This window comes from Chryseobacterium sp. FP211-J200 (genome assembly GCF_001643375.1).
Classification (GTDB): Bacteria; Bacteroidota; Bacteroidia; order Flavobacteriales; family Weeksellaceae; genus Epilithonimonas; species Epilithonimonas ginsengisoli.
In genome coordinates, this window is the sequence record NZ_LSHB01000045.1 from 51,302 (window position 1) to 67,166 (window position 15,865).

Here is a 15,865-nt window from a genome sequence, read left to right on the forward strand (position 1 = left end):
TCATTAGTAAGAGGGTTTTTTGTGCAATCGATTTTGCCAGCCGATATTTAAGATTTAACTTTGTCAATAATCTAAAAAAAGTAAAAAATATGTCAACTTACGTAGTTGTAGGTCTTCAGTACGGGGACGAAGGAAAAGGAAAGATAACGGATGTTCTATCGGCAAAATCTGATTATGTTGTTCGTTTCCAAGGTGGCGACAACGCTGGTCACACGGTTTATGTAGGCGATGAGAAATTCGTCTTGCATCTTTTGCCTTCCGGTGTTCTGCAATGCAAAGGGAAATGTATCATTGCCAATGGTGTGGTAGTAAACCCTAAAGCTTTTCTAAAGGAAATTGGACAGATCGAGGCCAAAGGCCTTAAAACCGATCACGTTTTCATCAGCAGAAGAGCACACGTGATCATGCCTTACCACATTTTGCTGGATACTTACAGAGAAGAGGAACAAGAAGGAACCCATATTGGTACGACCAAAAAAGGAATTGGACCTTGCTATGAAGATAAAATTGCGAGAGTTGGTATTAGAATGATCGATCTTCTGAATCCGGAAGTGTTAGCGGAGAAAATTAGAAAAAATCTAAAAATAAAAAATTCTCTTTTCGAAAAATATTTTGAAAAACCAACTTTAGAGTTTGATGAGATCTATAATGAATTCTTAGCTTTAGGAGAGCAATTAAAAGATAGAATTGTAGATACCGAATTGGAGCTGAACCAGGCTATCCACGACGGAAAAAATATATTATTTGAAGGCGCACAGGCTGCAATGCTAGACATCGATTTTGGAACATATCCTTACGTAACCTCTTCTTCACCTACAACTGGTGGTGTTTGTTCCGGAGCGGGAGTGCCGCCAACAAGTCTTCAAAATCTGATCGGTGTGGCAAAAGCTTACACAACGAGAGTTGGAGAAGGACCTTTCCCTACAGAATTGAACAATGATTTGGGAGAGAAGATCCGTCAGATTGGATTCGAATTCGGTGCAACTACAGGAAGACCAAGAAGAACAGGCTGGTTGGATCTGGTTTCATTGAAACATGCTACGATGATCAATGGAATTAATAATTTGGTGATCACGAAGTTGGATGTTTTGTCAGGGATTTCCCCTCTGAAAATTGCTACACAATATAAAACGGAAGACGGAAAGATCATCGATTATTTCACTTCTTCTACGACTAAACTTTACGATTACGAACCTCAATATGTGGAATTAGAAGGTTGGGATGAGGATATTACCAACGCCAGAACTTACGACGAACTTCCTACTAATGCAAAAAAATATATCGAGTTTATCGAGGAGCATTTGGGGATCAACGTTTATTTGGTTTCAGTAGGACCTGAACGTTCGCAAAACATTATCAGAAAAGAACTTTTCTAAGAAGTTGAAAATCATATTCACAAAGCTTTCTCATTACGGGAAAGCTTTTTTTGTTTAACAAACTTTAACAAGGATTTTGTTTTTTGGAATAATAATTGAAAAGACTAATTCAATAATTCACGTTTGTGAAAAAATGAATGATTATGAAAAAGTTATTTTTAACACTATTCGCAGCAACATTTCTTTTGACATCTTGTAACAAGGACGAAAAGATACAAACTGCATCTCTTGAACAACAAAAATTGGACTATCAAGCGAGACAGATCGATCTTGAAAAACAAAAATTAGCGATAGAAAAAGAAAAAATATCTTTTGAGAAACAAAAAGATAGTCTTAATAAAATAGAAGAGGAAAAAGAGGCAGATAGAAAAGCAGAAGCAAACAGAGTGGCAAGAAAATCCACGCCTAGAAGAAGTTCATCTTCCGGTAGTTCTGGTGGTGGAAGCTCATCTTCAGGCTCTACAGCTTCTAATTCCGGTTCTAGTTCTACAGGAACTACTGCAACGCAGAAGAAAGGTTGGAGTAGTGCTGCTAAAGGTACTGTGATCGGTACTGTAGGTGGCGCAGCGGCTGGTGCCATTATTTCCAGAAAAAATCCTGGTCTTGGTGCGGTAATTGGTGGTGTTGCCGGTGGTGCAACAGGTTATACCATTGGTAGAGCCAATGACAGAAAAACTGGTCGAGTTCAGAAGTAAATTTTCTTCATATATATTTTAAACACGAAAGATTGCTTATTTTTAGGCAATCTTTTTTTATGCTTTCAATTTTCTTCACCATTTTGATGTTGCTTGCTGTGAATTTCGGGAACGGAATTATCATCAGGAATTTGCTTAAAATTGAGTCTCCAAGTTTTGTCTTGGTCTCATTTTTAGGGATCATCGGTATTACACTTTTGGAGACGATTGTCGCATTTTTCTTTCCGCTGAGTTCTCTCTTGGAAATTCTTTTCATCATTATTGGATTGGCTGGAATGGGCTGGTTTTTAATTCATGAAAAATTATCACAGTTCAATTTTAAATTTGATTTTTGGTTTTATTTCTTTTTATTAATTGTCATTTTTTCGGCTTCGTTTTCACCTTATCTATTCGATCATTACGGTTATTATGTCCCAACAATCTCTTATCTGAACGAAGTTGGTTTTGTAAAAGGGATTTCAAATCTTGACCTGTTGTTGGGACAAACGTCATTCTGGCATATTTATCAGGCTGGATTTTCGCATTTTATTGACCCGTTTTTGAAGATCAATTCTTACTTACTGGTTTTATTTCTGATCTACATCTATGAAAGGAAACCATACTTTTTATTGATTTTCATTCCCATATTTCTATTGTTCGTTCAGCAGCCAAGTCCAGATCTGCCGATACTGATCATCACTTTGATTATCATTAATGAATTGGTCAACAACAGAGGAAACTCAATTATAATTTATTTATCGCTATTTGCAGTGTGCATCAAACCGATTGTTTTCTGGTTACCGCTTTTTGTGATTTTAAATAATTTTCGTCAGAAGGAATTTAATTTTAAAGTCATTATTCCAGTTTCCATTTTTGGTATTTTATTGATACTAAAAAATCTTTGGCTATTTGGATTTCCAGTTTTTCCAGTTTCATTTTTCGATTTCAATTTACCTTGGAAGCCACGTCCAGAAATGCTGACCTACTCCTCTCAAATTGGGATGATGAAATCCTACGATATGAAATATGCCTATCAACAGGTTATCGAATTTAATTTCATTGACCGGATTTATCATTGGTTTACAATTGGTTATAAATCGATTTTAAATATTGCCGTTCTAATTTCACTTGTGGTAATAGCATTTTTTGCATTTACGAAGAAAGATAGATTTTACTATTTGTTATTAATTTGTTTATTGATAAAAACAGTTTTTATCATTTCGTTTTCTGCGCAATATCGATTTTTTATTGATGTTTATTTGATTGCCCTATTTTTACTGATCAAGAATTTTTCCGAACAGAAAGCTGTTTTTACCGCTGTATTTCTCTCTATTTTCATTGCGGTAGTTTTTACATTTCCGGGTTTTGTTCAACAATTTGATATGGGGAAACGAATGTCAGCTTTCAAATGGTCTCAATTTTACAAGCCAAATGAATTAAGATCAATTAGTAGCAATCAAGAATTCAAGATCGGGAATTTCAACTTCAATGCGTCCAAAGATCCTAGTGATAAAGTTCATTTTCCAGCGCTCAGCATTTATGATCTGAAGCTTTATGACTATTACGGAATATTTCCCCAATACTTTAAAAAGGATTTTAAAAATGGAATTTTTCAGAAAAAACTAACTGCTTCAGAAAAGATACAATTGAAAAATATCATCTCCGAAACCGAAAAACTCAAACCAAAACTCCCTTAAAATTTCTCTATCTTTGACTGTGAACTTTGAAGCTCAATTTTAAAGTTTTAATTCTTCATTTTTAATTCTTCATTTTTAATTATTAATTGACCATAATGCCCGATTTTTTACATCCCGATAAGGAGAATTATTCCAATGACGATTTGATTCAGGAAGAAAAGATCCGTCCGCAGAGTTTCAATGATTTTGCCGGACAAAGGAAAACCCTTGACAATCTGGAAGTTTTCGTTGCTGCTGCCAAGAATCGTGGTGGCGCGTTGGATCACGTTCTTTTACACGGTCCGCCAGGTTTGGGAAAGACGACTTTGGCCAATATCATTGCGAATGAGTTGGGTGTTGGTTGCAAGATCACATCAGGTCCTGTTTTGGATAAGCCCGGAAGTTTAGCTGGATTATTGACCAATCTTGAGGAAAATGACGTGCTTTTCATTGATGAGATCCACCGTCTTTCTCCGATTGTCGAGGAATATTTGTATTCGGCGATGGAAGATTACAAGATCGACATCATGCTGGAAACAGGACCAAATGCTCGTTCTGTGCAAATTGGACTCAATCCTTTTACCTTGGTTGGTGCAACCACACGTTCTGGAATGTTGACCAAACCGATGCTCGCAAGATTCGGAATTCAAAGCCGACTGGAATATTACACGATCGAACTTCTTGGAATGATCATCGAAAGAAGCGCAAGGGTTTTAGGAATAAAAATATATGAAGACGCCGCTCTGGAAATTGCAAGAAGAAGCCGTGGAACACCCAGGATTGCGAATGCACTTTTGAGAAGAGTACGTGATTTTGCAGAGATCAAAGGAAACGGAGAAATCGAGATCGGAATCACCAAGTTCGCTTTGAATTCCCTCAATGTTGACGAATTCGGTTTGGATGATATGGATAACAAAATCATGCGCGTGATGATCGAGAATTTCCGTGGGAAACCAGTTGGAATTTCAGCTTTGGCAACTTCTATCGGCGAAAATCCTGAAACTTTGGAAGAAGTTTATGAACCGTTTTTAATTCAGGAAGGTTTTATCATCAGAACGCCGAGAGGTCGAGAAGTGACGGATAAGGCTTACAAACATTTAGGAATTTCGAGACCGAAAAGTCCAGGTGAGTTGTTTTAATCTTTTACTCAAAGTAATATGTTCATCCCAAAAGTATATAGATCCGAAGACCAGGAATTGATGAAGAAGATCATCAGTGAAAATGCTTTTGCGCTTTTGATTTCTGACAAAGAAAAACTGTCGGCAACTCATGCTATGTTTATATTGAATGAAACTGATGATAACTTTTATCTAGAAACGCATATTTCCAAAGCTAATTTTCAAGCGAAGGTTTTGAAAGATGGCGATGACGTTTTGTGTGATTTTCTAGGCGCACATTCTTACATTTCGTCGTCTTGGTACGAGAAAACAAATGTTTCAACCTGGAACTATGAGGCTGTTCAAATTCGTGGAAAAGTGAAATTGATGAATGATGAGTAGTTGTATCAACATTTGGAAAAGCTGACGTTCAAATATGAAAACGTGCAGAAATGCCCAATGTTTGTAGAAAATATGGGCGATGAACTCGTTAGGAAAGAAATGAAAGGTGCTTTTGGGATCAATATCATTCCAACGGAGATTTTTATCACCAATAAACTAAGTCAAAACAGAAATGACGAGGATTTTGAAAAAATTATTCTTAATTTAGGGGAATCGAAAAACGAAAATTCATTGAAAGTTGCTGAGAAAATGAGGCAACTTCGATCGTGATTTTTTATTATTAATTATTATAAAACTATGAAACTATATCCGATCCAGTGCGGGAAATTCAAATTAGACGGTGGTGCCATGTTTGGGGTTGTCCCTAAGACGCTTTGGGAAAAAACCAATCCAGCTGACGAAAAAAACCTTATCGAATTAGGAACTCGCTCTCTTCTTGTAGAAGATGGCAAAAAATTGATCCTCATCGATTGTGGGCTTGGAGACAAACAAGACGAAAAGTTCTTTGGACACTATTCGCTCTGGGGAGATGATTCTTTGGATAAGAATTTGAAAAAATTCGGTTTTGTGAGGGATGATATTACAGATGTCTTTTTGACGCATCTCCACTTTGACCATTGCGGTGGTGCAGTGGAATGGAACGATGACAAAACTGGTTATAGACCAGCTTTCAAAAATGCGCACTTTTGGACCAACGAAAACCATTGGCAATGGGCAACAGAGCCAAACCCAAGAGAGAAAGCAAGTTTCCTGAAAGAAAACATTCTGCCAATGCAGGAAAGTGGACAACTTAACTTCTTACCTTTGCCAACCACTGGTAATTATGGATTTGCTCCAGATTTGAAAATGGACGTCATTTTCGTCGATGGTCATACAGAAAAGCAGATGTTACCGGTTTTGCAGTATCAGGAAAAGACAATTGTTTTCGCAGCCGACCTTATCCCGACGGCTGGTCATATTCCTCAGGTTTATGTGATGGGTTACGATACAAGACCAATGCTGACCATGGAAGAAAAAGGAAAATTCTTGAAACAATGCGTCGATAATGATTACCTTTTGTTTTTCGAGCACGATGCACACAACGAATTGGCGAGTCTGAAGATGACGGAAAGAGGCGTAAAGCTGGATCAGGCCTTTAGTTTTAATGAAGTTTTTGGATATTAAATAGATTATGGAAATACAAGATATAAATCAAAATCAGGAGGATGTCCCTCCTCCCAGGATCATTGGGTTAACAGGCGGAATAGGTTCTGGAAAGACTTCCGTTGCAAAATTACTGGAGAAAAAAGGATTTCCGGTCTACTACTCAGATGATCAGGCAAAGAATATTGTCAATATAGATGCTGAACTTAAGCAAAAGATTATTTCACTTTTAGGAGCCGAGGCTTACGCAGATGGACTTTACAACAGGAAATATGTTGCTGAGAAAGTCTTCAATGATGCTGAACTATTAGAACAGCTGAATCATTTGATCCATCCGGCAGTCAGAATTGATTTTGAAAAATGGGTCGCTGCTCAGACATCAGAATTTGTTTTTAAGGAAACAGCATTGTTGTTTGAGTTAAAATTGAATGAGCAATGTTACAAATCACTCTTGGTCACGGCCGATGATAATCTGAGGATTAAAAGAACAATGGATCGTGATAATAAGACGTACAGAGAAATTGAAACGGTCATGCAAAATCAAATGCCAGAAAAAGATAAAATGAAATTGGCGAATTACATCATCTACAACAATTCTGATAGAGATAATTTGGAAGCTGAAACTGATATTTTTATCACGGAACTTAATTGATCTTTATAAATTAAAAAACAAAAATCCCCGAAATTGACTTTCGGGGATTTTTTATTTAATTGAAATCTTAGTTCTAATTCTTGATGAATTTGGTTTGAGATTTCTCACCGTTAGATTCTACTGTCAAGATGTAAACACCTTTGGTCAGTTTAGAAACATTTACTTTCCCGTCAGTTGTACCTTGGTTTACCAATTGACCACCAACGTTGTAAATTTCAAACCTGGTTTTCGAAGAGACATTGGAAATGTTGATCACATCAGTTGCGGGATTTGGATAAACCTGAATGTTGTTTTTCTTAACATCGTTTACAGCCAAAACTCCAATGTTTACTGAATAATCTTCCACTTGTCCATAAGTAGATGTTCCACAAGATGTTGTGTTTCCACCTAAAGAAGAATCGTGCAGTCTTACTCTCATTCTTGTTTTTCCAGTTGCAGCAGTTGCTGGGATGGTAATATTTCCTGTCCATGGAGCAACTTTCTTAGCCGTTGTTAGGACTAATTCGCCTGCATCATCAAAATCTCCATCCTGGTTGAAATCTATCCATACCAAAACCTGATCATCAGTATAAGATGTTCCGCTAAATGTAGCTGAGAAAGGATAAGCTTGTCCTTTGCTGATGTTTCCAATAACAGTTGTGAAATCCTCGTAACCTGAAGTGGATGTAGAACTATTATTGATTGTTGCAAAAGTAACGTTTGATATTTTTTCGAAACTTGTAGATGTAGCACCCGCTGTACAATAGTTAATACCAGCAGTTGTGAAATCAGCAGTAGCATAAGTTCCCACAGTTCCAGTACAAATTGCTGCAACGCTTAAGTTGTAAGCTGTATTAAGTGTTAATCCTGCAATTGTGTAAGCATTGGTTGTAAGGTTGTTCACCTCTGTCCAGTTCGTATCTGTAGCTTTTTTGTATCTTAAGATATAAGTTGCGTCTGCAATAGCATCCCAGTCAACTCTTGCGCCAGTTTGTGTAATGGCAGAAGTTGCCAATCCTGCTGGAGCTGTTCCGTCACAATTTGCCATTTCAGAAACGGTCACTTTACCAACAGCATAGAAAACATTATCAATAGCCGATACTCTGATTGTAATCTCAGAATCGGTAGCAAATGCTGCAAAGTCAAAGTTCTCTGATCCATCGTTAGGTGTGGATGCTGCTAATACAGTCCATGATGTGCCATTATCTGTTGTATAATCTATTTTAACATTGGAAACGCTATAAGGCGCAACATTTGTTCCTGCAATATCCCAAGTGAATGCACCTACAGCATTGTTGTAAACCTTTGTAGAAATCACTTTGAATGGACCCGCAGAACCAACAGTGATCACCTGAGTTCCATATTGGGTTTGCTGTTGAATCTTATCAGGATTGTTATCTCTAACGGTTACCTTGAAGTTTGTAGTTCTTGCAACATTGGAAACACTTTCAAAATCTGCAACACTGCTCACGGCACCACCAAGTACAGTGGAAAGTCTAGGGAAATATCTCACTGAATCAGCGCTTCCTGTCCACGATCTAAACAATGGGCCTGATGTGCTGTTTGCGTTTACTGTAGAGCTTCCAGAAGATGCATTATCCGTTTGTTCCCAAGTATATGTAATAGGATTGTTTTCCGGATCTGTAGCAGAAGCGGTTAAAACAAAAGGAGTTCCTTTTGGAATGGTGTAGTTTGGCATTGCTGCAACTATCGGTGGCTGATTTACTACCGGCGTTTCAACGTCACATGTCTTAGCAATCAGATTGGTTTGAACCTGAATGATACTATTAATATGGAAATAAGCATCTGAGTGTTGCTGTACATCTGATCCAGGATATCCTAAAGCAGCACCGATACCTGCGTATCCCATGATAGTAGATCCGGTTCCTGGCTCTACGTTTTGTCCAGTGCCTTCTATGCCCATGGAGAATGTGTGATTACCACCAAGTTGGTGACCCATTTCGTGCGCCACATAATCGATGTCGAAATTATCTCCCTGCGGAATTCCGTCTGCAGGTGATGTGATCCCCGCACCTTTTCCTAGAGGAGTTCCTGTTGTCGGGTTAACGCAGACACAGCCAATACAACCTGCATTTCCACCACCTCCAGAGGCTCCAAACATATGTCCGATATCGTAATTAGCATTTCCAACATTGGTAGTTAGTGTTGTCTGCAATTGCTGATTCCATGCATTAAGTGTATTGCTATAAGGATCCGTGGTGGCATCGGTATAAATGACGGAAGGGAAATCCTGTAGAATTAGGTGTAATCCAAAATCATTTTCAAATACACCATTACAACGAGTCAAAGTTGCATTGATTGCAGTCAGTGCACCTGCAACGGTCCCGCCATGATAAGCTGTATATTCTCCATTTACAGACATGGCTAGACGCATCGTTCTATATTTTCTGTCAGAAGCTTTGGAAAAATCTTTTGAATTATTGGCAAAAGTACTTCCGTTTGTTAATTTGTCAATCTCTTTTTTTGAAAGTAATGACTCTGTGCTGTCACAAAGCCATGGTCCATTTTCTCCAGAGGTCTTGTTTGTTTTTGGGTGAACAGCGTAGACAGATTTGTCTTTGTTCTGTGGTTCAATGAACTCGGAAACACCATTCTTGATGATCATAGATTGGAAATCATTTGGAGCTACAGAAAACCGGATGTACTTTTCCGGATCATCAATACCGGTTCCAACATAAGATCCCAGTTGGTATTTATCTGCCAAAGATTGTACAACAACAGGGAGGCTGTAAACTGCAAATTTTTCAATTTTACCTTCCAGAGTTGGTACATTAATGATTACAGGCTTGCTGTTTTTCCCGGTAGGCTGAGCAGTTGCCAGCTGTGCACGGATTGCATTCACATCAACAGAGTAGAAACTTGTTGATCCGTTTTGACGTAGGTTTTCTCCTTTCATGGAAGTTTTGCTCCATTGTGCAAAAGCACCGGTTATCATTCCGAAAGAAAGTAGAGTAGTAAAGATTTTCTTCATACTTTTAATTTAATTTTAATTCAAATATAATAGTTTTTTATTAGAATAAAGCAAAAATGCGTTAGAAAATCTAACGCATTTTTAAAAATATTGTGCAATTGATGTAAATTGATTATTTCAACAATTATTTGTTTGTGACCATCCTGTATAGGAAAAGTAGTAAAACAGAACCTCCGATTGCTACTAAAAAGCTAGAGAAATTGAATCCTGAAACATCTACACCCAAAAGCATAGATCCTAACCAGCCTCCAAGCATTGCTCCTAAAATACCAATAATAATTGTTACTACCCAGCCTCCAGGATCGTTCCCGGGATGAATTGCTTTTGCGATTGCTCCGGCGATAAGACCGAAAATAATCCATGTTAAAATACCCATAGTTTAAATTTTTTAATGTTAATAGTGTGATTTGTTTATCTCTTTCTAAAGAATGAGTTTACAAATTCCATACCATTAAAAATCTGAAGATCCTGCATTTTTTCTCCTACGCCAATATATTTTACAGGAATTTGGAATTGATCGGAAATCCCTATGACAACGCCACCTTTCGCTGTTCCGTCTAACTTTGTAACTGCCAGTGCAGTAACTTCTGTGGCGGCAGTAAATTGTTTGGCCTGTTCAAAAGCGTTTTGACCAGTCGAACCATCTAAAACCAATAAAACCTCGTGTGGCGCATCTGGTAAAACTTTTTGCATCACGCGTTTTATCTTTGAAAGTTCATTCATCAAATTCACTTTGTTGTGAAGTCTTCCAGCTGTATCGATGATCACTACATCGGCATCCTGAGCAACCGCAGATTGAACAGTATCAAATGCCACAGAAGCAGGGTCAGAACCCATGTCCTGTTTCACGATTGGAACGCCAACACGCTCGCTCCAGATCACCAATTGATCAACAGCAGCAGCACGGAAAGTGTCTGCAGCTCCAAGAACCACTTTTAATCCTTGAGATTTGAATTGATGAGCCAATTTCCCGATCGTAGTCGTTTTTCCAACACCGTTGACGCCTACAACCATTATGACGTATGGTTTTTTGCTTGTATCGATGTTATCGGTATCAAGATGCGGATTATCTAATAAAAGTGCAGAGATCTCTTCTTTAAGGATCTCATCCAGTTCGCTTACGTTGACATACTTGTCTCTTGCAACGCGCTCCTCGATTCTTTTGATGATCTTGATAGTGGTTTCTGCGCCAACGTCGGATGCGATAAGAACTTCCTCCAGATTATCAAGGACTTCATCATCAACTGTATTTTTCCCGACAACAGCTCTGGATATTTTGTCAAAAAAACCTTGGCTGGATTTTTCCAATCCTTTGTCAAGTGTTTCCTTATCTTCTTTTTTGAATATTTTTTTGAACCAACTCATTTGATATATAAATGATTAATGATGATCGATAAATGATTTTACCGGAAACAAATATAACAAAAAAACTACCCTTAAAAAGAGTAGTTTTCTATATTGTATCCGGTTGAGAGATTATTTTTTAAGATAAGCTTCAACTTCGTCAGCGTTCATTACTTTTTCTTCAAAAACGTAAGCTTCAGATTTAGAAGACTTCACCATTTTGATAACTTTGGTCATTTTTTTTGATCCAGCACCACCTTGAAGCGTTGCTACTACTTTTTTTGCCATTGTAAAATATTTTTATAGATTACTTAATCTCTTTGTGAACAGTATATTTCTTAAGAACCGGATTGAATTTTTTAAGCTCCAATCTCTCTGTAGTGTTCTTTTTATTTTTTGTAGTAATGTATCTTGACATTCCTGCTACGCCACTTTCTCTGTGCTCAGTACATTCTAGAATTACCTGAACTCTGTTACCTTTTTTAGCCATTACTTAGTAGTGTTTTTAATAAATCCATTTCTAGCTGCTCTTTCAAGCGCCTCCTCGATACCAATCTTATTGATGATTCTCAATCCGTGTGCAGAAACTTTCAGGGTTACTGATTTATCTTGCTCAGGAAGAAAAAATTTCTTCTCTAGTAAATTAATTTCAAAACGTCTTTTCGTTTTGTTATTAGCGTGGGAAACATTGTTTCCTACCATTGCACGCTTACCTGTTATTTGGCAAATTCTTGACATATCTCGATGTTCTTTTGACTAATGAATATTTGAGAGTGCAAAATAAAGGATTATTTTCCGGATAGGCAAATTATTTTAAAAATAATTCATAAAAAAACGAACGTGAAATATTTGATAATTAATATTCCACGTTCGTTCCTGTATATATAGTGCAATCTAGTTTTCTATAAAGAATTTTACGTTTTCCAACGGGTTTCCTGACATTGCCACCTTTCCTTTGATAAGGATAGGGCATTGTATCAATTCAGGGTTCAAAGCGATAACTTCCAATGCTTGTTCATCATTCACAGATTCTGATTCCGAGAAATATTTTTTATAAAGTTCTTTGGAATGTCTCAGTATCCTGCTTGGATTCTTATTCAGTTTTTTGAAAAGTGTTCGCAGCTCAAAAAGGCTGAGTGGGTCTTTCTTGATATCAATGATCTGGAATTTGATGTCATTCTCGTCCAGATATTCCAAAATGGCTTTGGATTTCGGACAGCTGTTGTTGTGGATTACTTTTATCATAACAGTGATGCTTTCAATTAAAACTTTGGCGATTGTAATTTTTCAGATTTGCTAAATTATTTCGCCAAAAAATAATCTAAAACAAACCGTTCAACTCTGCATCGATTCTTTCTAATATGTACCCGAAATCTTCCGGTCTTTCTACAAAATCCAAGTTGTCCACATCTATGATGAGAAGCTTCCCTTCCTTGTAATTTTCTATCCAGCTTTGGTATTTGTTGTTCAGTTTGGACAGATAATCAATACTGATCCCGGCTTCATATTCTCGTCCTCTTTTGGAGATCTGTTTAACCAAAGTCGGAACGTCTGCTCTTAGGTAGATTAGCAAATCCGGTGCCGAAACAAAGTCCTTCATCAAGATGAAAACGGATAAATAATTCTTAAAATCACGCTCGGAAAGGAGATTCATCTCAGCCAGGTTTTCAGCAAAAATGTGTGCGTCTTCGTATATCGTTCTGTCTTGGATCACGTTTTTTCCACTCTCGCGAATCTCTTTTACCTGTCGGAATCTACTGCCCAAAAAGTAGATCTGAAGTGCAAAACTCCATTTTGACATATCGCCATAAAAATCATCCAAATAAGGGTTGTGATCTACATCTTCAAACTGTGCTTCCCAATTGTAATGTTTTGACAACATTGTTGTAAGCGTAGTTTTCCCGGCTCCAATATTTCCTGTAACAGCAATATGCATTCTTTAATATAATTGATAAGTTATAATTGATGAATGATAATTTTAAAATCATTTATGACTTATCGATTATCATTTATTTGGTGTAAAGATAAAGCTTGTCTTTTATGACAGCCAAAAATCCGGCGTTATTTTTATCCACAATTTTTGCGCTTTCGTTTTTGAAGATCTCAGACAGGTCTTTTCCATCAAATTGATGAACGGTCTGACTTCCGAAGATCAGGATGTCATTGTTGGTCCTTCGCAGTTTTCTCGCATTTAAAATGGGAGCGGAGTAGAGAAGTGTCGCTTTTGTGCTGTAAACTTCAAAGGTATTTTCACGAAGGATGTACACCTTGTTATTATAGACCAGAAAATCCTTCAGCGATTGCAGATTGATATTAAAAGGAAAAGAACTGATCGTAGAAGTGCTTCGGAAATTGTATTGAATCAAGGTCTTGTTGCTTTCATCTATCATCCACGCAAATTGAAGGTCCTCGGCGTAAACTGCTTTTATAAAACCGAAATTCATACTTAGATTGATCTTTTGGATCTCGTTCAGATTTTGGTCGAAGAATTTGATCTCCTGAGCATTTTCGGAGAACATTACAATGTTGAGCGGATTATTCACACTTTGAATCTTGTAGGGAAATGTCAACATCAGCTTTCCAAGTCGATTTCCGAGTGAATCATATTTTGTAAAACTTAGATCCTTGTTCTTATAAAGATAGATACTGCCATAATCATCGCCAAACAATTCCTGCACATCTTTGGTGTTCAAAGAATCCAAGCCTATTTTCTTCTGAGAAAAAAATAGGCTTGAACTTAGTATTAATATGAGTGAAAATAATTTCAATAGACTTTGTTTGATCAATGGTCGATTCTGTGTGATCTATCCACCTTTGAGTGTGATGATTACATCTCTTGTGAAGGCTTTGTTCTGATTGTAGGCCGCATCACAGATAGATGTTGTAACAGCGTAATTCCCTTTGTCCACCAAGATGTAATTTTGTCCATTGGCGGGAACGGTAAGGTTATAGAATTTTTTACCACTTATTTTGATGACGAGGATACATTTGGATTTGTTTACAAACTGTATGATCGCTTCTTTTTTATTGGGGTTATTGTTAAAAAGACTTGTTAGCATTCTTGCCGTATTCTTTGCCTGTTCCGATGGTTCTCCTTTTGTGGCTGTAGTCCCAACTTTGGATGTTCTTTCGATCTTCTTTTCCGTCATCTGTGTGATGGCTGGCTTTGCAACTGTTGACGATGATGAGGATGATCCACCATATCTGAGGGTCATTGCTCTTTTCTTAAGTTCTGGGACCGCAGGATGTTTGGGGTTGTCCCGGATGAATTTTTCAACAACAGCTCTGTCCGTTGTTTGCTTAGCCTCGAAAACGCTTTGCGAAAATGCAGAAATCCCGATCGTGAAAAATAAAAGTAAAAATATCTTCTTCATTATAATATAATATCTGATTCAATTTGAAACGTAAAAGTAAATTAAATCTTGTGAAATGATTAGAAAATTAAGATAATTAAATAATTAGTTCATCAATTGATCTTAAAAAATAATGTTGTGGTCCTATTTTATTAAGAATAAGAATGTGCGTTATTTTTTTATAAAAATCACTATATTTGCACGCTGAAAAACGTGAAAGCGTAAAATCAAAACAAATAATAAAAAAAATAATTTCATTATGTATACACCAGTAGCTGCAGATGTAGCAAAACTAAGAAACACCACAGGTGCAGGAATGATGGATTGCAAGAAAGCTCTTACAGAAGCTGAAGGAGATTTCGAAAAAGCAATCGACATCCTTAGAAAAAAAGGTCAAAAAGTGGCTGCAAACAGAGCGGACAGAGATTCTTCTGAAGGTGCTGTGATCGCAAGAGTAAACCAAGACAACACATTGGGAGCTATCATCTCTCTTAACTGTGAGACTGACTTCGTAGCTAAGAATGATGCTTTCGTAGAATTGGCTTACGAATTGGCTGAGCAAGCTGTTGCATATTCTAACAAAGAAGAGTTTTTGGCTTCTGACTTCCACGGACAATCTGTTGCTGAAAAATTGATAGAGCAAACTGGAATCATCGGAGAAAAGATCGAGATCGGTGCTTTTGAAAGTATTCAAGGTGCGTTCTTAGGTGCTTACATCCACGCTGGAAACAAAATTGCTTCTATCACTTCTCTTTCTGCAAAAGTAGACGGAGCTGACGAAGCTGCAAAATCTGTTTCTATGCAAGTTGCTGCAATGAACCCAATTGCGCTTGACGAGACTCAGGTTTCTCAGGAAACAATTGACAAAGAATTGGAGATCGAAAGAGAATTGTTGACAAAAGAAGGGAAACCTGCAAACATCATCGATAATATCTTGAAAGGTAAAATGCAGAGATTCTACAAAGACAATACTTTGGTACACCAGTCTTTCATCAAAGATGCTGGAATCAGTGTTGCTGACTATGTGAAGTCTGTAAACGGAGATCTTAAAGTAACAGGATTCGTAAGAGTTGCTCTTTCTTAATTAAGATTCAAAACAAATAAAATCAGATCCCGCTATATTTTTATAGTGGGATTTTTTGTTATTATATTTAGAAGTAAATTTGCACTCCATATT

The 15,865-nt window shown here is 37.2% G+C and carries 19 protein-coding genes; 9 read left to right on the top strand and 10 right to left on the bottom strand.

Features of this window, described 5'->3' with window-relative positions; genetic code table 11:
• Positions 1-89 precede the first annotated feature (89 nt).
• The 8 genes from AXA65_RS13810 (at position 90) to coaE (ending at position 7,020) form a co-directional block, all read left to right on the top strand.
• Positions 90-1,376 (top strand): adenylosuccinate synthase, encoded by a 1,287-nt coding sequence (locus AXA65_RS13810; protein ID WP_063970680.1) that lies wholly within the window; start codon positions 90-92, stop codon positions 1,374-1,376.
• A 143-nt stretch (positions 1,377-1,519) separates the two neighbouring features.
• The gene (locus tag AXA65_RS13815) at positions 1,520-2,071 is read left to right on the top strand and encodes a YMGG-like glycine zipper-containing protein (RefSeq protein WP_063970681.1); all 552 of its coding nucleotides are present in this window, start codon (positions 1,520-1,522) and stop codon (positions 2,069-2,071) included.
• Positions 2,072-2,130: 59 nt separating this feature from the next.
• Positions 2,131-3,747 (top strand): LIC_10190 family membrane protein, encoded by a 1,617-nt coding sequence (locus AXA65_RS13820; protein ID WP_063970682.1) that lies wholly within the window; start codon positions 2,131-2,133, stop codon positions 3,745-3,747.
• A gap of 95 nt (positions 3,748-3,842) precedes the next feature.
• The gene (gene ruvB, locus AXA65_RS13825) at positions 3,843-4,865 is read left to right on the top strand and encodes a Holliday junction branch migration DNA helicase RuvB (RefSeq protein ID WP_063970683.1); all 1,023 of its coding nucleotides are present in this window, start codon (positions 3,843-3,845) and stop codon (positions 4,863-4,865) included.
• 18 nt (positions 4,866-4,883) lie between these two features.
• Positions 4,884-5,225 carry an FMN-binding negative transcriptional regulator gene (locus tag AXA65_RS20230; RefSeq protein WP_228391685.1) on the top strand — a complete coding sequence of 114 codons (342 nt, stop codon included), beginning with the start codon at positions 4,884-4,886 and terminating at the stop codon, positions 5,223-5,225.
• A 12-nt stretch (positions 5,226-5,237) separates the two neighbouring features.
• Entirely contained in the window at positions 5,238-5,495 is a 258-nt protein-coding gene (locus AXA65_RS20235; protein ID WP_228391686.1) for a hypothetical protein, read from the top strand.
• Between the two features lie 27 nt (positions 5,496-5,522).
• On the top strand, positions 5,523-6,389 hold the full coding sequence (locus tag AXA65_RS13835) for an MBL fold metallo-hydrolase (protein WP_063970684.1): 867 nt from the start codon (positions 5,523-5,525) through the stop codon (positions 6,387-6,389).
• 7 nt (positions 6,390-6,396) lie between these two features.
• Complete coding sequence (gene coaE / locus AXA65_RS13840) at positions 6,397-7,020, top strand: dephospho-CoA kinase (RefSeq protein ID WP_063970685.1); 624 nt, start codon at positions 6,397-6,399, stop codon at positions 7,018-7,020.
• 73 nt (positions 7,021-7,093) lie between these two features.
• Here the strand turns inward: coaE and AXA65_RS13845 are convergent, their stop codons facing one another.
• From AXA65_RS13845 to AXA65_RS13885, 10 genes are all read right to left on the bottom strand, one after another.
• The gene (locus AXA65_RS13845; RefSeq protein ID WP_063970686.1) at positions 7,094-9,991 is read right to left on the bottom strand and encodes a reprolysin-like metallopeptidase; all 2,898 of its coding nucleotides are present in this window, start codon (positions 9,989-9,991) and stop codon (positions 7,094-7,096) included.
• A gap of 124 nt (positions 9,992-10,115) precedes the next feature.
• Positions 10,116-10,367, bottom strand: coding sequence for a GlsB/YeaQ/YmgE family stress response membrane protein (locus AXA65_RS13850; protein WP_034966230.1), 252 nt, complete (start codon positions 10,365-10,367; stop codon positions 10,116-10,118).
• 35 nt (positions 10,368-10,402) lie between these two features.
• The gene (gene ftsY / locus AXA65_RS13855; RefSeq protein WP_063970687.1) at positions 10,403-11,356 is read right to left on the bottom strand and encodes a signal recognition particle-docking protein FtsY; all 954 of its coding nucleotides are present in this window, start codon (positions 11,354-11,356) and stop codon (positions 10,403-10,405) included.
• A gap of 111 nt (positions 11,357-11,467) precedes the next feature.
• Positions 11,468-11,623: a DUF4295 family protein gene (locus tag AXA65_RS19375; RefSeq protein WP_064506456.1), complete on the bottom strand. Its 156-nt coding sequence runs from the start codon at positions 11,621-11,623 to the stop codon at positions 11,468-11,470.
• A 19-nt stretch (positions 11,624-11,642) separates the two neighbouring features.
• Complete coding sequence (rpmG, locus tag AXA65_RS13860; protein ID WP_028123137.1) at positions 11,643-11,825, bottom strand: 50S ribosomal protein L33; 183 nt, start codon at positions 11,823-11,825, stop codon at positions 11,643-11,645.
• Complete coding sequence (rpmB, locus tag AXA65_RS13865) at positions 11,825-12,073, bottom strand: 50S ribosomal protein L28 (protein WP_028123136.1); 249 nt, start codon at positions 12,071-12,073, stop codon at positions 11,825-11,827. Before rpmB ends, rpmG begins: the two co-directional genes overlap by 1 nt.
• A gap of 156 nt (positions 12,074-12,229) precedes the next feature.
• Positions 12,230-12,580: an arsenate reductase family protein gene (locus AXA65_RS13870; RefSeq protein WP_063970688.1), complete on the bottom strand. Its 351-nt coding sequence runs from the start codon at positions 12,578-12,580 to the stop codon at positions 12,230-12,232.
• A gap of 76 nt (positions 12,581-12,656) precedes the next feature.
• Complete coding sequence (locus tag AXA65_RS13875; protein ID WP_063970689.1) at positions 12,657-13,271, bottom strand: deoxynucleoside kinase; 615 nt, start codon at positions 13,269-13,271, stop codon at positions 12,657-12,659.
• A gap of 73 nt (positions 13,272-13,344) precedes the next feature.
• Positions 13,345-14,103, bottom strand: coding sequence for a hypothetical protein (locus AXA65_RS13880; protein WP_131797825.1), 759 nt, complete (start codon positions 14,101-14,103; stop codon positions 13,345-13,347).
• A 36-nt stretch (positions 14,104-14,139) separates the two neighbouring features.
• Positions 14,140-14,709 carry a DUF6759 domain-containing protein gene (locus AXA65_RS13885; protein WP_063970690.1) on the bottom strand — a complete coding sequence of 190 codons (570 nt, stop codon included), beginning with the start codon at positions 14,707-14,709 and terminating at the stop codon, positions 14,140-14,142.
• 238 nt (positions 14,710-14,947) lie between these two features.
• On the opposite strand from AXA65_RS13885, the gene tsf reads away from it, so the two are divergent.
• Positions 14,948-15,772 carry a translation elongation factor Ts gene (gene tsf / locus AXA65_RS13890; protein WP_063970691.1) on the top strand — a complete coding sequence of 275 codons (825 nt, stop codon included), beginning with the start codon at positions 14,948-14,950 and terminating at the stop codon, positions 15,770-15,772.
• Positions 15,773-15,865: the final 93 nt, after the last annotated feature.